At 38.4% G+C, this 19,608-nt stretch carries 12 protein-coding genes and 1 tRNA gene; 7 read left to right on the forward strand and 6 right to left on the reverse strand.

Annotated features, from left to right (window positions below):
- Positions 1 to 109: 109 nt before the first annotated feature.
- Positions 110 to 1,006, reverse strand: coding sequence for a class I SAM-dependent methyltransferase (locus tag IPP32_03585; protein MBL0047161.1), 897 nt, complete (start codon positions 1,004 to 1,006; stop codon positions 110 to 112).
- A gap of 155 nt (positions 1,007 to 1,161) precedes the next feature.
- Here IPP32_03585 and IPP32_03590 point away from each other — a divergent pair, with 155 nt between their 5' ends.
- The 3 genes from IPP32_03590 to IPP32_03600 all read left to right on the forward strand — a co-directional run bounded on the left by IPP32_03590 (position 1,162) and on the right by IPP32_03600 (position 3,220).
- On the forward strand, positions 1,162 to 2,709 hold the full coding sequence (locus tag IPP32_03590) for a glutamate--tRNA ligase (protein ID MBL0047162.1): 1,548 nt from the start codon (positions 1,162 to 1,164) through the stop codon (positions 2,707 to 2,709).
- A 1-nt stretch (position 2,710) separates the two neighbouring features.
- Positions 2,711 to 3,061 carry a dihydroneopterin aldolase gene (gene folB, locus IPP32_03595; protein MBL0047163.1) on the forward strand — a complete coding sequence of 117 codons (351 nt, stop codon included), beginning with the start codon at positions 2,711 to 2,713 and terminating at the stop codon, positions 3,059 to 3,061.
- Positions 3,062 to 3,149: 88 nt separating this feature from the next.
- Positions 3,150 to 3,220, forward strand: a tRNA-Cys gene (locus tag IPP32_03600).
- Between the two features lie 111 nt (positions 3,221 to 3,331).
- Here IPP32_03600 and IPP32_03605 read toward each other — a convergent pair.
- Together IPP32_03605 and rpiB are read right to left on the reverse strand one after the other, a co-directional pair.
- Entirely contained in the window at positions 3,332 to 4,711 is a 1,380-nt protein-coding gene (locus IPP32_03605) for a lactate utilization protein (protein MBL0047164.1), read from the reverse strand.
- Between the two features lie 10 nt (positions 4,712 to 4,721).
- On the reverse strand, positions 4,722 to 5,159 hold the full coding sequence (gene rpiB, locus IPP32_03610; protein MBL0047165.1) for a ribose 5-phosphate isomerase B: 438 nt from the start codon (positions 5,157 to 5,159) through the stop codon (positions 4,722 to 4,724).
- A gap of 556 nt (positions 5,160 to 5,715) precedes the next feature.
- Between rpiB and nadA the strand changes: the two genes are divergently transcribed.
- The 4 genes from nadA to IPP32_03630 all read left to right on the forward strand — a co-directional run bounded on the left by nadA (position 5,716) and on the right by IPP32_03630 (position 13,083).
- Entirely contained in the window at positions 5,716 to 6,705 is a 990-nt protein-coding gene (nadA, locus tag IPP32_03615; GenBank protein MBL0047166.1) for a quinolinate synthase NadA, read from the forward strand.
- Between the two features lie 45 nt (positions 6,706 to 6,750).
- Positions 6,751 to 8,352, forward strand: a complete 1,602-nt coding sequence (locus IPP32_03620) for a toxin-antitoxin system YwqK family antitoxin (protein ID MBL0047167.1) — start codon at positions 6,751 to 6,753, stop codon at positions 8,350 to 8,352.
- Positions 8,353 to 8,438: 86 nt separating this feature from the next.
- Complete coding sequence (locus IPP32_03625) at positions 8,439 to 12,341, forward strand: PAS domain S-box protein (protein MBL0047168.1); 3,903 nt, start codon at positions 8,439 to 8,441, stop codon at positions 12,339 to 12,341.
- Positions 12,328 to 13,083: a response regulator gene (locus IPP32_03630; protein ID MBL0047169.1), complete on the forward strand. Its 756-nt coding sequence runs from the start codon at positions 12,328 to 12,330 to the stop codon at positions 13,081 to 13,083. The genes IPP32_03625 and IPP32_03630 overlap by 14 nt, the downstream gene beginning before the upstream one ends.
- 5 nt (positions 13,084 to 13,088) lie before the next feature.
- Here the strand turns inward: IPP32_03630 and rnr are convergent, their stop codons facing one another.
- The 3 genes from rnr to IPP32_03645 all read right to left on the reverse strand — a co-directional run bounded on the left by rnr (position 13,089) and on the right by IPP32_03645 (position 19,446).
- Positions 13,089 to 15,305, reverse strand: a complete 2,217-nt coding sequence (gene rnr, locus IPP32_03635; GenBank protein ID MBL0047170.1) for a ribonuclease R — start codon at positions 15,303 to 15,305, stop codon at positions 13,089 to 13,091.
- 168 nt (positions 15,306 to 15,473) lie between these two features.
- Positions 15,474 to 16,265, reverse strand: a complete 792-nt coding sequence (locus tag IPP32_03640) for a hypothetical protein (protein MBL0047171.1) — start codon at positions 16,263 to 16,265, stop codon at positions 15,474 to 15,476.
- A gap of 238 nt (positions 16,266 to 16,503) precedes the next feature.
- Entirely contained in the window at positions 16,504 to 19,446 is a 2,943-nt protein-coding gene (locus tag IPP32_03645) for a T9SS type A sorting domain-containing protein (GenBank protein ID MBL0047172.1), read from the reverse strand.
- Positions 19,447 to 19,608 lie beyond the last annotated feature (162 nt).

Below are 19,608 nucleotides of genomic sequence, written 5' to 3' on the forward strand. Positions count from 1 at the left end.
TGTTGTGCAAATATAACTAAAGATTAAGCGTATAGTTCTTGCTATCTGTAAAAAGAATGTTAAAACATATTTGTGTTGGGCACAGTAAACGCTGACGATTCAGATTTTATCAAAAGTTCTTAAAACGTCCGAACACACCCAGGGGCAATTTATTTGCCGTCTTAGAAAGTAAATACAATTCACCGGTTTCTAATTTTTTACCGGCTTTTTGTTTCAGTAAATTTTCGATAATGACACTTGAAAAGCCCAATGAATAGGCATTTAAAATTAAAAAATGCTCTTGTTCATCCAATAAATTCAATACCCCTTTTATCATCTCGTTAATGTTGTCTTCCAACTTCCATTTTTCACCATTGGGTCCATGGCCAAATGCGGGGGGATCTAAGATAATTCCATTGTATTTGTTTCCACGTTTCTCCTCACGCTTAACAAACTTTAAGGCATCTTCCACCACCCAACGAATGTTATCTAACTCCGATAAATCCATGTTTTCTTTTGCCCAGGTAACCACTTGTTTAATAGAGTCCACATGGGTTACATCAGCACCTGCGGCTTTTGCTGCCAATGATGCACCTCCGGTATAGGCAAATAAATTAAGAAACTTGGGTTTAATGGTTTTCATTGCCGATATATTGGAGTATATATATTCCCAATTAACAGCTTGTTCCGGAAAAACACCTACGTGTTTAAAGGATGTTAAACCAAGCCGAAAGGCCAAGGGCGCACCTTCATTTTTTTTCCAATGTGAATTTCCGGCAAAAGAATAGGATATTTTCCATTGATCGGGCATATCTTTTAGTTTTTTCCATTCGCCCGAAGAGCTCGATTTTGGCACAAAGCGAACATGTGCTTGTTTTTCCCATTCTTGTTTTGAAAGCACTTTGTCCCAGAGTGCTTGTGGCTCAGGCCGGATGGTGATGTATTTTCCAAATCGTTCCAGTTTTTCAAAATCACCGGAGTCAATTAACTCATAATCATTCCAGCCGCTTGGGGTTAGTAATTGCATAGTTTGTTTTCAATTTTTAGAACCTTACAAATCTTGAATTGCAAATGTATTGATATAATTTTCTATTTGTTTGGGCGGCGCATTATTAAACTAATTCTGAGTTGTAAATTCCTAATTCTACATTCCTTTCTATCTTTGCGCCTCAATTTTTAACGATGGAAAACAGAAGAGTGAGATTAAGGTTTGCCCCTAGCCCAACAGGAGGGCTTCACATGGGCGGTGTGCGCACTGCATTGTTTAATTATTTATTTGCAAAAAAACACGGTGGCGATTTCTTATTGCGTATCGAAGACACCGATCAAACACGCTACGTAAAAGGAGCCGAAGAATATATTGTGGCAGCATTAGAATGGACCGGAATCAAAATTGATGAAGGGGTGAGCAAAGGAGGGCCGCATGAGCCTTATCGCCAAAGCGAGAGAAAGGATAAGGGTATTTACCAAAAATATGCCGACCAACTAGTTGCAGCGGGACATGCCTATTATGCATTTGATACCTCCGAAGAACTGGATGCCATGCGAAAGCGGCTTGAGGCTGCGAAAGTGGCTGCACCGCAATACAATTCGGTTTCGCGTCAAACCATGCGCAATTCGCTTACTTTAAGTGAAGATGAAGTGAAAAAATTAATGGATGCCGGAACACCATTCGTTATTCGATTAAAGGTTCCCAGAAACGAAGAAATACGTTTTCATGATATTATCCGCGGTTGGGTGGTGGTGAATTCTTCACAGGTGGACGATAAGGTTTTACTTAAAAGTGACGGAATGCCAACCTATCACCTTGCGCACATCGTGGATGATTATTTAATGGAAATTTCGCATGCAGTGCGTGGCGAGGAATGGTTGCCTTCGGCGCCTGCACATATTTTAATTTATAGGTATCTGGGATGGGAAGCTGTAATGCCACTTTTAGCGCACCTTCCGTTAATATTGAAACCTGATGGTAATGGTAAATTATCAAAACGCGACAAATCAGGATTACCCATGTTTCCGCTGAATTGGCACGATGAAAATACCGGCGAAAAATATGTGGGTTATCGAGAAAGTGGCTTCTTCCCGGAGGCTTTTGCGAATATGCTGGCCATGTTGGGATGGAATCCGGGCACAACCCAGGAAATTTTTTCAATGGAGGAATTAATTGAAACTTTTTCATTTGAGCGGGTTAATAAATCGGGTGCTAAGTTTGATCCTGAAAAAACGAAGTGGTACAATCAACAATATTTAAGAAAAAAATCAGATGCAGAATTAGCAGAATTATTTAAACCCATCCTAAAAGAAAGTCTGGAACCCGCTCAATACGCTCTGCTCACTGATGAATACATTCAGGGTGTGTGCAAATTGGTGAAAGAAAAATCGCATTTTGTATCAGAGTTTTGGGAATCGGGTAAATACTTTTTTATTGCACCTGAAAGCTACGATACCGAAGTGATTAAAAAGCGCTGGAACGAGCAATCTGCAGGCTTTATTAAAGAATTAATCACTGCTTTTCAATCGCTCGAAACGTTCTCCTCACAAGAAACAGAACGCATTTTTAAAGAAAGCGCCGAAAAACTTGCTATAGGAGCGGGATCTGTAATGCAATTGTTTCGTGTATGCTTGAGTGGAGTAGGAGGGGGGCCGGTGCTTTTTGATATGGTGGAATTACTAGGAAAAAAAGAAGCTGTGCTCAGGTTAGAAACTGCATTAGTTAAGCTATCAAACTAAAATGGGTCAAATAAACATCGAAGGAATAAAGCTCTACGCATATCATGGTTGCTTGGAAGAGGAAGCAAAAATTGGTTCCCACTATGAGGTGAATGTTTTTATAGACGTAGATTTTTCTGCTGCTTCATCGAGTGATCTGCTCGATAAAACAGTTGATTATGTGGTGGTATATGCGATTGTGAAAAATCAAATGGCCATTCGTTCAAATCTGTTGGAACAGGTTGGAAAACGCATTTTTGACGAGATTATGGGTGCTTATAAAAATATTCAAAAGTTATCTGTTTCGGTATCAAAAATAAACCCACCCATGAATGGAAATGTAAGCAGGGTAACGGTAACAGTAGATAAGTAAGCTAAGCCTGGCATTCATTTTAAAAAAATAGCAGTGGAAGACAGCGGGTTTAATATAAATTCCTAAATTCGCACCTTCAAAAACAAAAGGTCTCGTGGCCGAGCGGTTAGGCAGAGGTCTGCAAAACCTTGTACAGCGGTTCAAATCCGCTCGAGACCTCAAAAAAACCCATCTTTATTAGTAAGATGGGTTTTTGTTTTTAAGAGCAATGAATTTTGAACAAACTAAATTTTAGGCTACCAATCCATTAAAATAATGTCAGAAAATCTATTATTTAATACCCTTTCTTTCTCTCCACAATTGATTAAATGATTTTTGGGCAACCGTTGGTATTTCACGTCTTTCGCCCCATGATTTTTTAAAGAACTGACGGAGCATGAAGTTTTTCAGTTTGGCACCTCCTTTATCCATGCTGCTGCGTTTTAACATAGCAGTTTTCCAAAAATAAATTGCCAATTTCTCGGTTTTACCGGGTGGTGATATTTTAATTGAATCGGTGCGGTTTTGTTGTAACAGCTTAGGAAAATCTATTTTAACAGGACATTCCGATACACATTCCATTGCTGAGGGAGAAGCAAAACTCAAATATTTATAGGTCTCCATTCCTTGCATTAATGGACTAATTATGGATCCAATAGGGCCGTTATAAACCGTTTGATAAGCGTGCCCTCCAATATTTTTATAAACCGGGCATACATTAAAACAGGCCCCACATTTAATACATCCTAATGCAGGACGTTGAGTAGTTTTTGCTAGCACATCGCTGCGACCATTGTCTAATAATATCACATACATTTCCTCCGGTCCATCCGATTCCTCATTCATTTTTGGACCTGAAATTAAATGTGCATAACCTGTAGTATGACCGCCAATGCTATGTACAGCGTATAAGTGTAAAAATAAATCTAAATCGTTTAAGCTTGGAATTATTTCCTCAATGCCTACCAGAATAATTTGTGTCTTTGCTTGTGCGGATAACTGAGCGGCATTTGCTTCATTCTCAAAAATTACTGCAGAGCCGGTATCAGCAACTAAAACATTTGGAGCGAGTATAGAGATTTCATTGGTGATTAATTCTTCTTCAATTGAATTGCTTATTGCAGTTGCTATTTGATGGGCAGTTGCATTGTCAGTTAAATTGAACTTATTTTTTAGCAGTTCAAAACTACTTTCGGCAGAACGATGAAGTGTTGGAAAAACCAGGTGATACGGCGCTTCACCGGCTAAATTTTGAATAAAATTGCCGGAATCACTTTCAATAACTTTAATATTATTTTCGGATAATTTTTGATTAATAGCAAGCTCATCAAAAATTTGAGCACGATTTTTAGCTAAGCTTTTTGCTGTTCTTTTCTCACTTATCTTTATTATCTCCGCAATTGCTTCATTTTTATCCTGCGCCCAAATTACCTTACCACCCTTTTTGGTAAAATTTGCTTCAAATTCAATAAGGTACTTATCAAGGTTATCGAGTGTTTTATTTTTTATAAAAGCAGCTCTGGTCTTAGCAAGTTCCAAATCACTGTAAAAATTCTTTGCTTGAACAACTAAAGTTCTGGTATTAGAAAGCTTTTCGTATATAATTTCACGGTGAGATGCATCAAATGCAATTGCATCTATCGCTTCAAAAAATTTTGCTTCGGGTTTCATTCCTTCTTTCTTAACACGATATTTTTGTAACCCTATCTTCGTGGCGTCCGCCTTCAAACGCTGTGTTTAAAAATATTTTCACCATCTCTTGCGCCTCTGAAACAGAAATAAAACGAGCCGGCAATGAAATAATATTAGCATTGTTGTGCTGTCGTGCCAGCTCCGCAATTTCTTTTGTCCAGCACAATGCAGCACGAATGCCATTGTGCTTATTAGCAGCCATGTTCACCCCATTACCACTTCCGCAAACCAAAACACCAAAATCTACCACTTTACTTTCTACGGCAAGTGCAACCGGATGTGCAAAATCTGGATAATCAACACGTTCTTCTGAATGCGTTCCAAAATCCACAATTTCACAATTAAGTTGTGCTATAAAGTGTATCAACGATTCTTTAAGAAGGTAACCTGCATGATCGGCACCTATAGCTATTTTAAGTTTATTCATACCTTTATGTCAATTCTAATAATGGATGGGATGTTGGAATTCTGCTCAAAGCAACAAAAATAAAACTTTATGTTCAGTATTTTTTCCTCCCGCAGAGTATATAAAAAACATATTAACAAATAGTTCTTTTTGAAAAAAATAAGGCATTGATTTTAAGCACATTTTAAAACTAAACAATTAACAGCTTTTATGTTCATATTTTATATTGCTGTTTGTTTCTTTGTAAAACTAAAATGTGAGTAGTTCATAACTATCCATGTATAGGAAAACTTAGCAATAAATACCACTATCCAAATTTTTAGTTGCCTTCTATTTTCTGACAAGCTATTAACAAAATGAAAATACATATTTAGAAAAATATATCAGGTAAAAGGTTTATTAACATCCTGTATAAAATCAATACAAAACATCAAAACCAATAACTTAGGCGGTGTACAAATTGTTATTAAAAAATAAGAACTAAGTTGAACAAGGAATTTGTACTAAAATTAGTAACAGTACTAACAGACTAATAACATTAATAAGATTTAAAATTTTAAAAAATTCTTTTATTAATATGAATACAAGTGAAGTTGAAAAAAAAGGATTTCTGGAGGTAGAAATAGACGTATCTTTGGATTTATTCGCAGAAATAGAAAAACTCAAAAAGGAAAAAAATGCAGTTATACTTGCACATTATTATCAAAACCCTGACATACAGGATGTAGCGGATTATATTGGTGATAGTTTAGGACTTTCTCAACAAGCAGCAAAAACAAAAGCGGATATCATCGTGTTTGCCGGAGTACATTTTATGGCTGAAACGGCAAAAATTTTATCGCCAACAAAAAAAGTATTATTGCCCGATTTAAAAGCCGGCTGCTCTTTAGCCGATTCATGCACCGCCGAAAAATTTTCAGCTTTCAAGCAAGCACATCCCGACCACCTGGTAATTTCGTATGTAAACTGTTCGGCCGAAATTAAAGCCCTAACCGATATTGTATGCACTAGCACAAATGCTGTTCAAATAGTGGAAAGTTTAGCACCCGACCAAAAAATTATTTTTGCTCCGGATAAAAATTTAGGTACCTACATCAATAAAAAAACAGGAAGAAATATGTTGCTTTGGGACGGAGCATGCATGGTACATGAAATTTTTTCATTGCAAAAAATTTCCAAATTGCAGCTGCAACATCCAACAGCTAAATTAATTGCACATCCCGAATGCGAAACACCAATTCTTGAACGATCAGATTTTATTGGGAGTACAACTGCTTTATTGAATTATACAATAAAAAGTGCTGACAATGAATTTATTGTAGCTACAGAATCGGGCATAATACATCAAATGCAAAAGTCATCTCCTCACAAAACATTTATACCCGCACCCCCTAATAATACATGTGCTTGCAACGATTGTCCACATATGAAATTGAATACACTCGAAAAACTGTATACTTGTTTGAAATACGAAACACCTGAAATTTTTATGGAGGAAAGCCTCAGAAAGAAAGCGGAAGGTTCGATTTTAAAAATGCTTGAAATATCTGCAAAGTTGGGCTTGTAAGAACAATAATGCTAACAATAAGTTAATAAGATTTTAGTTTTTCAAATGAATCCAGTAGAAAGCAAAAGGAATTTGTATCGACGCAGAAAACATGTTAATAAGCAGTTGATAGGCAGTTTATTTTTAGTGATTTTTTGTTGCGGTTTTTTAAAAATTTCGGCGTGCTACGCACAAAGCAACACCGGGGGCGAAATACCGAAAAATGGACCGATAAAATTTTACTATCCCAATGGAAAAGTTTCCAGTGAAGGAAATATGGTTAACGGGAAACCAGATGGATATTGGAAAACTTTTTATGAAAACGAAGTGCTCAAATCGGAAGGCAATAGAAAAAATTTTCAATTAGACAGCACATGGAAGTTTTATAACGAACAAGGTGTATTAACTAGCGAGTACTTTTACCGAGAAGGGAAAAAGAACGGTATCAAAAAACTGTTTAATTCCGAAAGTCAAAAGCTAGTTTCAGAAGAAAATTTTGTAAACGATGTGAAACAAGGCTATACGTTTTTTTATAAAGAGGATTACAAATACAAAGAAGTTCCCTTTGTAAATGGTAAAGAAGAGGGTATTGGTAGGGAGTTTTCAAAGGATAGTTTAATTCTTACCATTACGGTTTACAAAAACGGATATGTAACACGAGAAGAAAAAATTAATAGAAAAGACAAATTTGGAAAGAAACAAGGCAACTGGAAAAGTTTTTACCCCAATGCAACAATCCACACAGAGTGCCGCTATACGGATGATTTGCTGGATGGATATTTTAAAGAATACGGGCTTGATGGAAATTTAATTAAGACCGAGAAATACGATTACGGTGTGTTGAAAAAAAATGTAGCGGAACTGGTAAAATTGGATGTACAAAACGATTATTATCCAAGCGGAAAAATAAAATCATCCGGAACATTTAAAGAAGGAAATGCCGAAGGTGTAACACGTTACTACAGTGAGGAAGGAAAAATTATTAACTCAAAAGTGTATAAAGATGGTGAGTTAATTGGCGAAGGAGTTTACGATGAAAAGGGCTATCAGCAAGGCAAATGGAAAGAGTATTATCCATCGGGAGAATTGCGGGCAGAAGGAGAATACATTGATGGGCGCAGAAATGGCGACTGGGTTTTCTACCATCAAAATGGAAAATTGGAACAAAAAGGAAAGTTCCTAAAGGGAGCAAAACCGAGCGGAAATTGGGTGTGGTATTACGAGAGCGGAAATTTGTTGCGCGAGGAAAAATTTACAGCAGGTTTAGAAGAAGGAACAATGATCGAATACAATGATAGCGGTCGTGTAATCACAAAGGGCGACTATGTTGATGGCGAAAAAGAAGGTTTGTGGATGAGTGAAGATGGAGATGTTAGAGAGGAGGGGAATTATAAAAACGGTCAAAAAGATGGACTTTGGAAAACACATTACAAAAGCGGCAAACTTGCTTTTGAGGGCAAATTTGTTGACGGAACACCGGACGGTAAGCACACCCATTATCATGATAATGGAAGGCTGAAGGAAGAGGGAAGTTACGCCATGGGAAGAAAAGAGGATAATTGGAAATACTACGATTACGAAGGAGTGCTGGAAACCACCATTAGTTATAAAAACGATGAAGAGCTTAAAATAGATGGTGTTAAAATGGTGGTTGGGGACGAAAAATAACAGCAACAAATCAATATTTATTAAGGGGTTTACGCATCCCCTTTTCTAAAAAAATTCGTAACTTTCCGCATGATACATTGATGGGCATGGACAGTCTTTTATTGATAATTCTCTTTTGTTTTAATATCATAACCCTTGCTTTGATTTTTATTTTGCTTATCAACCGCAGGTTGAAAGAGCGAAAGCAGAAGTTAGAAGAGGAAAAATACAAATCGCTGTTTTCAAAAAGCAACGACGCCATCATGTTGATTAAAAACGGCGTTGTGGTTGAGATCAACGAACGATTTTTAGACTTGTTTGAGTGCAACGAAGAAGATGTGATGGGAGAAGATACGTTTAGTCTCTCGCCCGAAACACAGCCCGATGGAAGGGTTTCAAAAGAAAAGGGACAGGAAAAAAGAAGTGCTGCCCTGCAAGGAGAACCACAATTATTTTACTGGAAATATAAAAAAAAGCAAGGCGGACTTTTTGACGCTGAAGTTAGCCTTTCGGGATTTATTTTTGATGACGACGAGATCGTACAGGCCATTATTCGGGATATTACAGAACGAACCGAAAATGAAACGAAACTCAAAGAGAGCGAGGAGCAATACCGATTGCTTTTCGAAAACAATCCCTTACCGATGTGGATTTCGGAGCGAAAATCGCTCCGTTTTGTGAATGTCAATAATGCCGCAATTAAGCATTATGGGTATTCAAGAGAAGAGTTTTTGAAAATGTCGTTGCTCGATATTCGACCGGTTGAAAATAAGGTTGAAATGATTGACTTTTTGAGTAACAAAGGGGACAGTTCTGCCTCTTCAAACATGTATTTTTCGGGCGTTTGGAAACATATTCGAAAAGACGGTAGCATCATTGATGTGGAGGTGAGCAGAGGGAAAATGCTAGTTAATAACAGCCAGTTTAACCTCTCGATAATTAACGACATCACCGACAAAAAACGAGTAGAAAAGAGCCTAAAAAAGAGCGAAGAGAGCTTTAGAATGTTGGCCGAAAATGCTGCGGATATTGTATTTCGTTTTGAGCGTGCGGGGATTCCTCACTTTTCGTATGTAAGTCCTGTGGTAACCGAAAGAACCGGATATACTCCATTCGAATTTTACGAGGACAATCAGCTGGTATTAAAACTATTGAACGCAGACACAACAAAGACAATTTTAAAAATAGCCAACGACTTTGAGAATCAGGTTAAATTGATTCAAGAGTTAGAACACATGCCCACCGTTACAAGCATCACACGAAAGGATGGGCGCATAATTTGGATGGAAACGATCGTTAAGTTTATTTACAACGAACGAAGAGAGTGGATTGCTGTTGAAGGTATCTCGAGAGATATAACCGAAAGAAAGCGACTCGAAAAGCAATTAGAAGAAAGTGAACAAGGCTACAAAACCTTGTTTGAAAATTCACCTGACGGGGTATTTATACACCTTGATGGAAGAATAATTTTTGCCAATCCAACCGGACTCGAAATGCTTGGCGTTTCGGATCTTTCAGAAATCGAGCACGAAACACTTTTTAGCTTTTTGTTACCAGAGTATCATGAAGCAGTAAAATCGAGGATGATAAGAGTGAAGGCAGGAGAGGTTGCCGATTTTGAAGAATACGAAGTAATTAACAAGAAAGGTAAGCGACTAGAATTGGAGGCAAAGTCGATTCCAATGTTGTATCGCGGCAAGCAAGCTGTTCAGTTGGTTGTACACAATTTATCAGAAAAAAAACAAGTTGAACGAGAACGGCTGCGCGCGCAAATTGTAGAGGAAAGCAATGTGGTGCTTCATCGCGAGGTTGCGGAGCGGATAAAAGCCCAACGTGAACTGCAAGAATCTGAAAAGTACATTAAGAACATCATTAACTCATCGCTTGATATGATTATGGCTTCGGATGATTCTGGAAGAATAACAGAGTTTAATAGCGCAGCACAAATAACATTTGGATACAACAGTTATGAAGTTATAGGAAAGCCCTTCGATTTTTTGTATGCAAACTATGATGAGTTTGAAAAAGTTTCGGCACAAATAAATGATATTGGATTATTTACAGGAGAAATTGTAAATAAAAAGAAAAATGGAGAGCAGTTTACCAGCTTTTTAACGGCTTCTAAAATATTTGGTGAAGAAGGCGAATTAATAGGCTATGTGGGCGTTTCAAGAGATGTAACGGAGATTTATAAAGCGCAAGAAAAATTACGCCAAAGCGAAGAGCTTTACCGCGATTTGTTTGAAAATACTACTGAGATAATTCAAAGTGTTGATACACAAGGAAAGATTCAATATGTGAACACCATGTGGAGAGAAGCACTAGGCTACAAGGTAGAGGATGTTGAAAATGAAAATGTATTAAACTTTATTCATCCCGACTCAATAGAACACTGTAAGGAAGCTATGAATATGGTTTTTTCGGGCCAGAAAATCGACAATATTGAATTTGCATTTATAACCAAAGACAATCGTAAAATTTTAGTAGAAGGGAACCTGAGCTCCAAGAAAAACAAGGAAGGAGCAATTGTTGCCACAAGAGGTATTTTTAGGGACATTACTGAACGAAGAAGCGCCGAACAAACCATTAAGCTCAGTGAAGAAAGATATCGCGCCATTTACGACCAGGCCTTTTTGGGAATAGCACGAATTGATTTGTCAGGAAGATATATTCAGGCCAACCAACAGATGTGCAAAATGTTGGGTTATACAGAGGAGGAGTTGATTCAAAAGTCAATTTACGATGTATCAAATACCGAAGATATTGAACTGCTTCAAGATATTATGAAACAGTTTTTGACAGGAGAAATAAAAAACTTTACTACCGAGCGGAAATATAAACACAAGGATGGCTCTACCCTTTACTGCAACCTCACAACCTCTATTATAACTGACACAAATGGGAAACCGGACTATTTAGTTAGTATTTGTGAAGACATCACCGAAAAAAAGGAAACGCAGGAAAAAATTAATGACCAAGCAGCAAAAATCAATGCAATTTTTGACAGCAGCACTCACCTAATTTGGTCAGTAGATAGAAAAATCGCCCTCACCTCATTTAATAAAAATTATTCCGATGCGATTTTCAACTTATATGGAATAACACCTGAAATTTCGCAGGACAAGGACGCACCCAAAATAAAATTCGCTCCAGATGAATACCATGAATTTTGGGACAAGAAATATGCAGAAGCTTTTAAAGGGAAGCCGCAACAATTTGAGACAAGGCAATTCGATAAAAACAACAACCTGGTGGTACGCGAAATCTTTTTGAGCCCTATTTATAAAGGAGACAACGAAATAGACGAGATTTCAGGAATAGCCCACGACATAACGGAGAAAAAGCTGGCAGAAGAGCAAATGAAGGAGTCCTTACAAGAAAAGGAAGTATTGTTAAAAGAAGTGCACCATCGGGTTAAAAACAACCTTCAGGTTATATCCAGCATCATGAACCTGCAATCGAGCTACATTAAAGATAAATATACGCTTGAAATGCTGCGTGAATTGCAAAATAGAATAAAGTCAATGTCTTTTATTCATGAGAGTTTGTATCAAACATCCGCTTTTTCAAGTATTAAATTTTCAGAGTATGTTGTAACGCTCACCAAAAACTTAATTCATTCCTATCGAATTTACAGTGGTTTAGTGGAGTTGCACCATGATGTAGATGAAATCTTTTTGAACCTTGACACGTCTATTCCTTGTGGATTAATTGTGAATGAATTGGTCTCAAACGCTCTAAAATATGCCTTCCCGGAAGGAAAAAGAGGAGAGGTATGGGTGCGCCTCAAAGAAATAGATAACCGTGTTACCCTCACCATTAGCGACAATGGTGTTGGCTTGCCCCAAAAACTTGATTTTAGAAACACCGACTCCCTTGGATTACAACTTGTAACAAGTCTTGTAGAACAAATAAACGGGGAAATATTTTGTGAAAACAAAATAGGTACTAAATTTACAGTCACATTTGAGTCTGAATTAACCAAAAAAATAAGTGATGTCAAAAACTAATATTCTGATTGTAGAAGATGAAAGCATTGTTGCAAAAGATATTGCCCAAAGCTTAAAAAAACTGGGTTATCATGTTATTGATACGGTTAACAGCGGTGAGGCTGCTGTGTTAGTAGCAGACGAAAAGAAGCCCGATTTGGTTTTAATGGACATCATGCTAAAAGGTGAAATGAGCGGTATTGATGCAGCAAATTTTATTCATGAAAAAAACAACATTCCGGTAATTTTTCTTACCGCTTATGCAGACGAAAGTACTTTAAGTAAAGCAAAAATATCGGAACCCTATGGGTATATCATTAAGCCCTTTAAGGAAATTGATTTACATTCAAATATCGAAATGGCGCTTTACAAACACCAAAAGGCAATTGAACTAAAAAAGGAAAGAGACTTCCTTTTCTCTCTTGTTGAAAGCCAGGAAAGCACACCGGATATTCTGTTTATTAAATCCAACTCCAAGTTGGTGAAGGTGCAAACGGTTGATATTTTTTATGTTGAAGCATTGAAGGATTATGTAATAGTTAATACCCTCAACGCACGCTATACCATTCACTCCACAATGAAAGACATTGAAGCAAAACTTCCTCAAAAGGAATTTGTGCGTGTGCATCGCTCGTTTATTGTGCGCATTGATAAAATTATTAGTATCGAGCAACCGTATCTAATTATTGAACATGAAAAGAAGCCGATTCCAATTGGCGGCTCGCACAAGGAGGAGTTAATGAGCCGATTAAATCTGCTCTAAACAATTCACTGTTCTGTTTTTTTTACCATTTCAAAGTCCAATTGTTTTTTAACAAGGTCGGCGCGTTTTATTTTAACCATTACCTTGTCACCTAACTGATACTTTATTTTGGTGCGTTTGCCCCAATAGCAATAATTTTCCTCATCATACACAAAAAAATCACCCTCTAGGTCTTTCATCCGAACCATTCCCTCACAGTGATTTTCTACAATCTCCACATATAGGCCCCATTCGGAAACTCCAGAAATAACACCTTCAAAGAGCTCTCCAATATGGTCTTGCATGAATTGCACCTGTTTGTATTTAATACTTGAACGCTCCGCTTCTGCAGCACGTTTTTCCATGTCGCTGCTGTGCTTGCATTTTTCTTCCAAATTTTCAACAAGCCCCGGATTTGCAGCACCGCTTTGCTTATCTAAATAATGTTGAAGCAAGCGATGAACCATAACATCCGGATACCTGCGGATGGGCGATGTAAAATGGGTATAATAGTCAAAAGCCAAACCATAATGTCCAATGTTTTTGGTCGTATAAATAGCTTTTGCCATGGTTCGGATGGCTAGTTGTTCTACCATGCTCTCCTCTCGCTTTCCTACAACCTCTTTCAACAATTTGTTCATGCTGTCGGCCACTTCTTTGGGAGAATTTATTTTGAGTTTGTATCCGAAGCGACTCACCAAATCGCTAAATGCCGAAAGGCGATCCTTGTCGGGGGCGTCATGAATGCGATAAACAAAAGGTAATTGAGCGGAAGAAGCAACGGTAAAACTTTTTTTAGCAGCGGTGTATTTAGCTCCGTTTTGACCTACAAACTCTGCAACTTTGCGGTTGGCCAACAACATAAAATCCTCTATTAACATATTGCTGTCTTTTGCAACTTTAAAGAAAACACCAATGGGGTCGCCGTCTTTATCCAAATTAAACTTTACTTCAACCTTGTCAAAACCGATTGAGCCTTTTTTGAAGCGTATTTCGCGCAGCTTCTTTGCAATTTTATTTAAGGTAAGCAACTCGCTTACAAAATCACCTTCTTGTGTTTCCAGCCTCAGCTGTGCTTCTTCATAAGAAAATCGTCGGTCTGAATTTATTACCGTTCTTCCAAACCATTCACTAACGATATTAGCTTCTTCATCCATTTCAAATACTGCCGAAAAGCACAGTTTTTCTTCGTTTGGACGAAGAGAACAAACATTGTTTGAAAGAATTTCAGGTAACATAGGAACCACCCTGTCAACTAAGTAAACAGAAGTTGCGCGCTCAAAAGCTTCTTTGTCTAAAATGGTTTTGGGCAAGAGGTAATGGCTTACATCGGCAATATGAACACCAATTTCCCAAACATTGGGCTCTCCCTTTTTTGAGACTAGACGAATGGACAAGGCGTCGTCAAAATCTTTTGCATCAACAGGGTCAATAGTAAAAGTTGTAATTTTTCGGAAGTCTTTTCTTTTGGCAATTTCGGCTGCTGTTATTTCAGTGGGAATGCGGTTTGCATCTGCTTCCACTTCGGGAGGAAATGCATAGGGCAAACCATATTCAGCAAGTATGGCATGCATTTCAGTGTTGTTTTCACCAGCCTTTCCGAGTACATTAATAATTTCACCGGTAGGATTTTTTTCACCGGCCTGCCAGTCGGTTATCTTAGCTATTGCCTTATCGCCATTTCGAGCCCCTTTTAATTTGCTTAAGGGGATAAATATATCCGGACCGGATCTTGGCCCACTTGAGGAGAGAAACGCGAAATTTTTAGAGATTTCGATGGTTCCTACAAATTCGGATTTGGCACGTTGAATAATTTCCACAATTTCACCTTCGGGGTTTTTTCCACGACCGGAGTTTTTAAACACCGAAACTTTCACCTTATCGCCATTCATGGCATTCATGGCCCCGCGTTGGCTTATATACACATCTTGTTCGCTTTCCTCGCTCACAACATAAGCAGCTCCCGAAGTTACGAGTTGTGCAATTCCGGTAATATAATTTTGAGCGGCACTGTTTAATCTGAATTTTCCGCGCTCAATTTCTTGGATTGCATCGCGGTCACAAAGTTCGTCTAATATTGTATTGATAAGGGTTCTGTCGTGTGGATTTCGAATATCCAACATGCTTGCCAATTGTTTCGGATTAAATGGCTTTTTGGGATGTTGATGAAAAACGGAAAGTAGTTCTTTTGTAATCAGTTGTTTGCCCTTTCCCTGCGAGCCCTTGCCTTTTTGTTGTCTCATTAAATATGATTTTAGTGAAGATAAAACTAAGTATTAAAAACAAAATCCAATGCGCTTTTTGGAATTAGTAATAAACAGACTTGTTAAAAGAGGGCGGTTGTGTATAATGCCAACACACCCCGCTATTCTGAAATAGCGGGGTGTGTTGGTTAAAAAAGTAAAGGGGAATTACTCGACGGTAATAAATTTTGTATAAGCAGCTTCGTTAATGAAGTAATATTTTTTCCCGCTTGTGGTGCTGGATTCGATTTTAAATGGAGCAATCTGAATTATTCCGTTTGCAGAACCATTTGTAGCACCGAGTGCGGCCAACTGAGCAGCTGTAAAAGTGCAATTGCTATTTGCAGCAACCACTTTTTGAACGTAAGCGCTTCCGCTGGATATGGTTACAAAAACCGAATCGGCATTGGTGATTGTTCCGTTAATTGTAATCGTAATATCGTTAGCACGGTTAACATTTGATGTTAATGAACCATTGGCAATTCCATTATAAGTAGGAACCGGGCTAGCGCTCGAAAAATTAACAGATGGCATTCCGCTGGAAGAATTACCGGCTATAGTCCAATCCGTATTGCCACTAAAAGTCATTGTTTCAGAGCCACTGGGCGCAAAAAGGTATGCTTTACTAGTATCTTGCGTGAGTGTTTTTCCTTCGCAGGTCACTGTTCCGCCATTGGTATATGGCTTGTTTCCGGTAGTACTAAAAAAAGCAGCAACAGCGGTGTTTACATCAATTTTTTGAAGCCCAATCACAGGAATGTTCTGATAGGTAACTGCGTTTACTGCTGCAAATACAGCATCGGCATCATTGGCTTTATAGCTGTAAGAGGGAGTTACAGCTGTGGTGTTGCCGCCGTCTTCGAGCAGTTCAGTAGCATCTTCTGCTTTTTTGCACGATGCACTAGCAATTATAACTAGAAGGATAACCAGATACTTTAAAGAAGTTTTTTTTGTTTTCATGAGTTGATTTTTGAACAAATTTAGCGCATTCCACAACACGGGAATTACTTATTTTGTGGGATTCTTACTGATTTGAAATCAACTAACAATACAAAAAACCGATAGTGCCATTAATTGGATGAGAAGCATTTGGGAAACACATGTAAACTTCTGCCTGGTGAAAATATACTATCAAACGAGCAGAAGTATCAAGACGATAATATTTATTAGGAAGAAGCCTAACTTCGAAATGCTTTAACTAGCGAATAACTAGCTTTTTACTGTCCACACTCCTGTCGGATGTTCCGGTTACAAAATAAATTCCGCTTTCGAGTTTTCCGGATGGGTCCAGTGCAAAAACATTTTGACCGTCGCGCTCGGTAATCAATATTTTTGAGTAGGTTTCGCGACCGGTAACATCATACACCACCACCAACACTTCTTTTCCTCTTTCGGATTTCAAGGCAAGGTTAACATCTCCCACATTGCCGGGGTTGGGGAAGAGAGAAATTGAAAAATCGGTATTTAAACTTCTGTCAACTTCTCTGAGCGTGTAAAAAGTAAAATTGCCATTAAAATCAGTTTGCTTTAAACGGTAGTAGGAAACACCGTCATAAGGGCTATTGTCAATTAAGGAATAATGTTTAACCACCGTACTATTTCCGGCACCCTTAACATTTGCAACAAGCTCATAATTTACATCATCTTTGGTTTTGTCAATTGTAAAATAATCATTGTTAGCTTCAGTTTGGGTAGTCCAATCAATGCATACATTTTTTTCGCAATTGTTCACTGAAAAGGAGATCAACATAATGGGCAAAGGATTCACCAAATTGGTTAATGAACCAAACGTGAGCGTACCGAATGAACTCACAACGGCAGTAGTGGAAACTGTTCCGGCGGTTACGCCAACACAAGTACCGGTGGTGCTTACAGCATTGTTGTTATTTTCCCACGACGCACCATTCCAGTACCCCACTCTTAAATCGGCGTTGCTACATTGATCAATCCCGCTAAAATTAGCGTTTTCCCAAAAAAGTGTAACAGTTGCATTTCCTGCGCCAACACTGCGGTCGAGCTGCCAATATTCCTGTGTACTTACATTGCTAAGCACAGGAGAGGGGCTTACAGCCATTGTAGATGTATTTGCAAAAGGAACTGCAAAATATTGTGCTTTAAAAGTGGAAGACGCCGAAGGAGCCCCAATTCCTATGCGTGCCCAACGCAAACCATTTCCATACCCTAATGGGAAAACAAATGCCGTGGTTCCTGCTTTTGTCATGGGTCCATTCACATAGCTATTTGCACTGCCGCTTGTTGCACTCGAGCCGGCAATAAGATTAAGAATATTACTTGAGCTGGTTACCAAATAACCATCGGTTAAAGTTAAGGCCCCATTAACGGTTACGGGTGTGTTAAGAGAAACAAGAGCAGCAGACTGAGGTATGGAAGAGTTGTTTAATGTAAGGTTATTAAAAACAGTACCATCCGCATCCCCGCTATTTGAAATCGTTTGCGCGCTTGATCCATTAAAAGTAACCGTTTTTGAACCCTGAGTAAATGGATCAGCAGCAACACTTGCGTTGCTCCAATCTCCTCCAATCGATAAGTTTTGTGAGCCGGCATTTACATCCAGGACTCCTGCAGAAATGGTAAGATCGTTTGTAATTGTCAAGGAGGTTGTAACTGGAGCTGCCGGAGATTGTATTTGAACGGTTACATTGGCGCTGTTTACCACCAAATTATAAATAGGAATACTGGATTCCACCCTCATAATAGTACCCGGCGCTGTGGATGCATTTCCCATTTGAAGCGTTCCTCCCGTGAATCCGGATCCCAAAACAGCAGTATTGTGGTAACCAAGATTTTCTCCCCCACTGCCTCCTTTATTTTGTATAATTAAGGTTCCTCCCGACATGCTGAAGGAACAACTTACAGTATTGTCCATATTAAAAACATCTCGGCCGGCAACGTTATTCCCGATTGTCCCTAGAGTGGTAGTTCCACCTGTTTGAATGTAAGTCCAAGCATTTGTTCCATTGGAGATACGCCCGGTAGCGTTTAAATTACCACCAGTAACTTCAACAGTTCCGGTGTTTGCTCCGGTTGTTGTGGGTATAATACGATCGCTCATTGCGGTACCAAAATTAACGGTACCGGCACTCACTAAGAGGTATCCATCTAAGCTCCAATCAAAGCTGCCGGTAGAATTCATAGTTCCCCCATTACACCAAAGTTTTGCAGTTGTAGGAATATTCGGATCGGAAGTAAAGGGAACTATCGTAGATGCGCTTGATAATTTAAAGGTCCCATTTTGAAGCGTTAACCCACCGTTTACCATCGTAATTACACTTTGTATATCAATAACATTTAACTGACTTACACCTTTGTTTACGGTTATTCCACCTCCAAATGCAGTTGACACAGCAGACCCACTTACTGTATTGGAAGTTGCACCACTAAAAATAACTTCTCCTGTTCCCATTGTAAAAGTCCCATTATTAATGAGATTCCCTTTAATGGTTACATCTTCATTTACGCTGTTGTTAAAGGTTCCATTAATGGTAAGGTGCATAAATGTTTTTGAACCGGTTGAGTTATTAATGTTTAAAGTACTTGTAATAGTTGTGCTCCCGTTTTCTAAAAAAGTAAAGGCCCCTATGGTAAAAGCCCCGAGGGTTACTGTTAAGTTATTGTTTACTGTAGTGTTAGCTCCCAATGTGACGGTTTTTCCGGCACCGTTAACAATTAAATTATAATAATTTGTGTAGGCAGCAGGCAAAGTCATTGTTGATTTAATTTCGATAGTCCCTGTTCCATAAGTAAACGTAAGGTTGGCTGATGACCATGTACCGGAGATAATTAGCTTACCTCCATTTGTCATGTTCAAAGTACCTGTTGCTCCTCCCGAAGCCATATTCACAACAGCTAGGATGGCTGTTCCTCCAATCGGCCAATTCAAAGACCTTCCCGCATTTATGGTTAAATTTCCATAGGCAAGATTGGCAGTTGCGTTATCTACTGTGCAATTTGCTGCAATAACCAATGCATCTCCGGCAACCGGAAGAGCACCCCCCCAGTTTGCAGGAGTGCTAAAATTGCCGGCAATGCTAAATGTTTTAGTTGCAGCCCAGCTCGAAGAATAAATGAAAATTAGAGCAAAAACAGAGTGAAAAAAAAATTTGAAACGCAAGAAATTCATATAAAAGCAGGCTTTATGTGTGGATAGATGCTTGTAACTGTTTCGTACTCAAAAAAAATCTTCAAAATTACTTTGAATACAGGTGAACGAAAAAACAATAATAAGGTTGCATAGTTAGACTAAAATAATGAAATTGCCATTCACAACCACTGCATTTAATTA

Source organism: Bacteroidota bacterium, from assembly GCA_016721765.1.
Classification (GTDB): domain Bacteria; phylum Bacteroidota; class Bacteroidia; order UBA4408; family UBA4408; genus UBA4408.

Excerpts from the sequence above, each read along its gene's own strand:
- IPP32_03620 (MBL0047167.1), top strand. The coding sequence starts at position 6,751 with ATGAATCCAGTAGAAAGCAAAAGGAATTTGTATCGACGCAGAAAACAT.
- IPP32_03590 (MBL0047162.1), top strand. The coding sequence starts at position 1,162 with ATGGAAAACAGAAGAGTGAGATTAAGGTTTGCCCCTAGCCCAACAGGA.
- nadA (MBL0047166.1), top strand. The coding sequence starts at position 5,716 with ATGAATACAAGTGAAGTTGAAAAAAAAGGATTTCTGGAGGTAGAAATA.
- rpiB (MBL0047165.1), bottom strand. The coding sequence starts at position 5,159 with ATGAATAAACTTAAAATAGCTATAGGTGCCGATCATGCAGGTTACCTT.
- IPP32_03630 (MBL0047169.1), top strand. The coding sequence starts at position 12,328 with ATGTCAAAAACTAATATTCTGATTGTAGAAGATGAAAGCATTGTTGCA.
- IPP32_03605 (MBL0047164.1), bottom strand. The coding sequence starts at position 4,711 with ATGAAACCCGAAGCAAAATTTTTTGAAGCGATAGATGCAATTGCATTT.
- IPP32_03640 (MBL0047171.1), bottom strand. The coding sequence starts at position 16,265 with ATGAAAACAAAAAAAACTTCTTTAAAGTATCTGGTTATCCTTCTAGTT.
- rnr (MBL0047170.1), bottom strand. The coding sequence starts at position 15,305 with ATGAGACAACAAAAAGGCAAGGGCTCGCAGGGAAAGGGCAAACAACTG.
- IPP32_03585 (MBL0047161.1), bottom strand. The coding sequence starts at position 1,006 with ATGCAATTACTAACCCCAAGCGGCTGGAATGATTATGAGTTAATTGAC.
- IPP32_03625 (MBL0047168.1), top strand. The coding sequence starts at position 8,439 with ATGGACAGTCTTTTATTGATAATTCTCTTTTGTTTTAATATCATAACC.
- IPP32_03645 (MBL0047172.1), bottom strand. The coding sequence starts at position 19,446 with ATGAATTTCTTGCGTTTCAAATTTTTTTTTCACTCTGTTTTTGCTCTA.
- folB (MBL0047163.1), top strand. The coding sequence starts at position 2,711 with ATGGGTCAAATAAACATCGAAGGAATAAAGCTCTACGCATATCATGGT.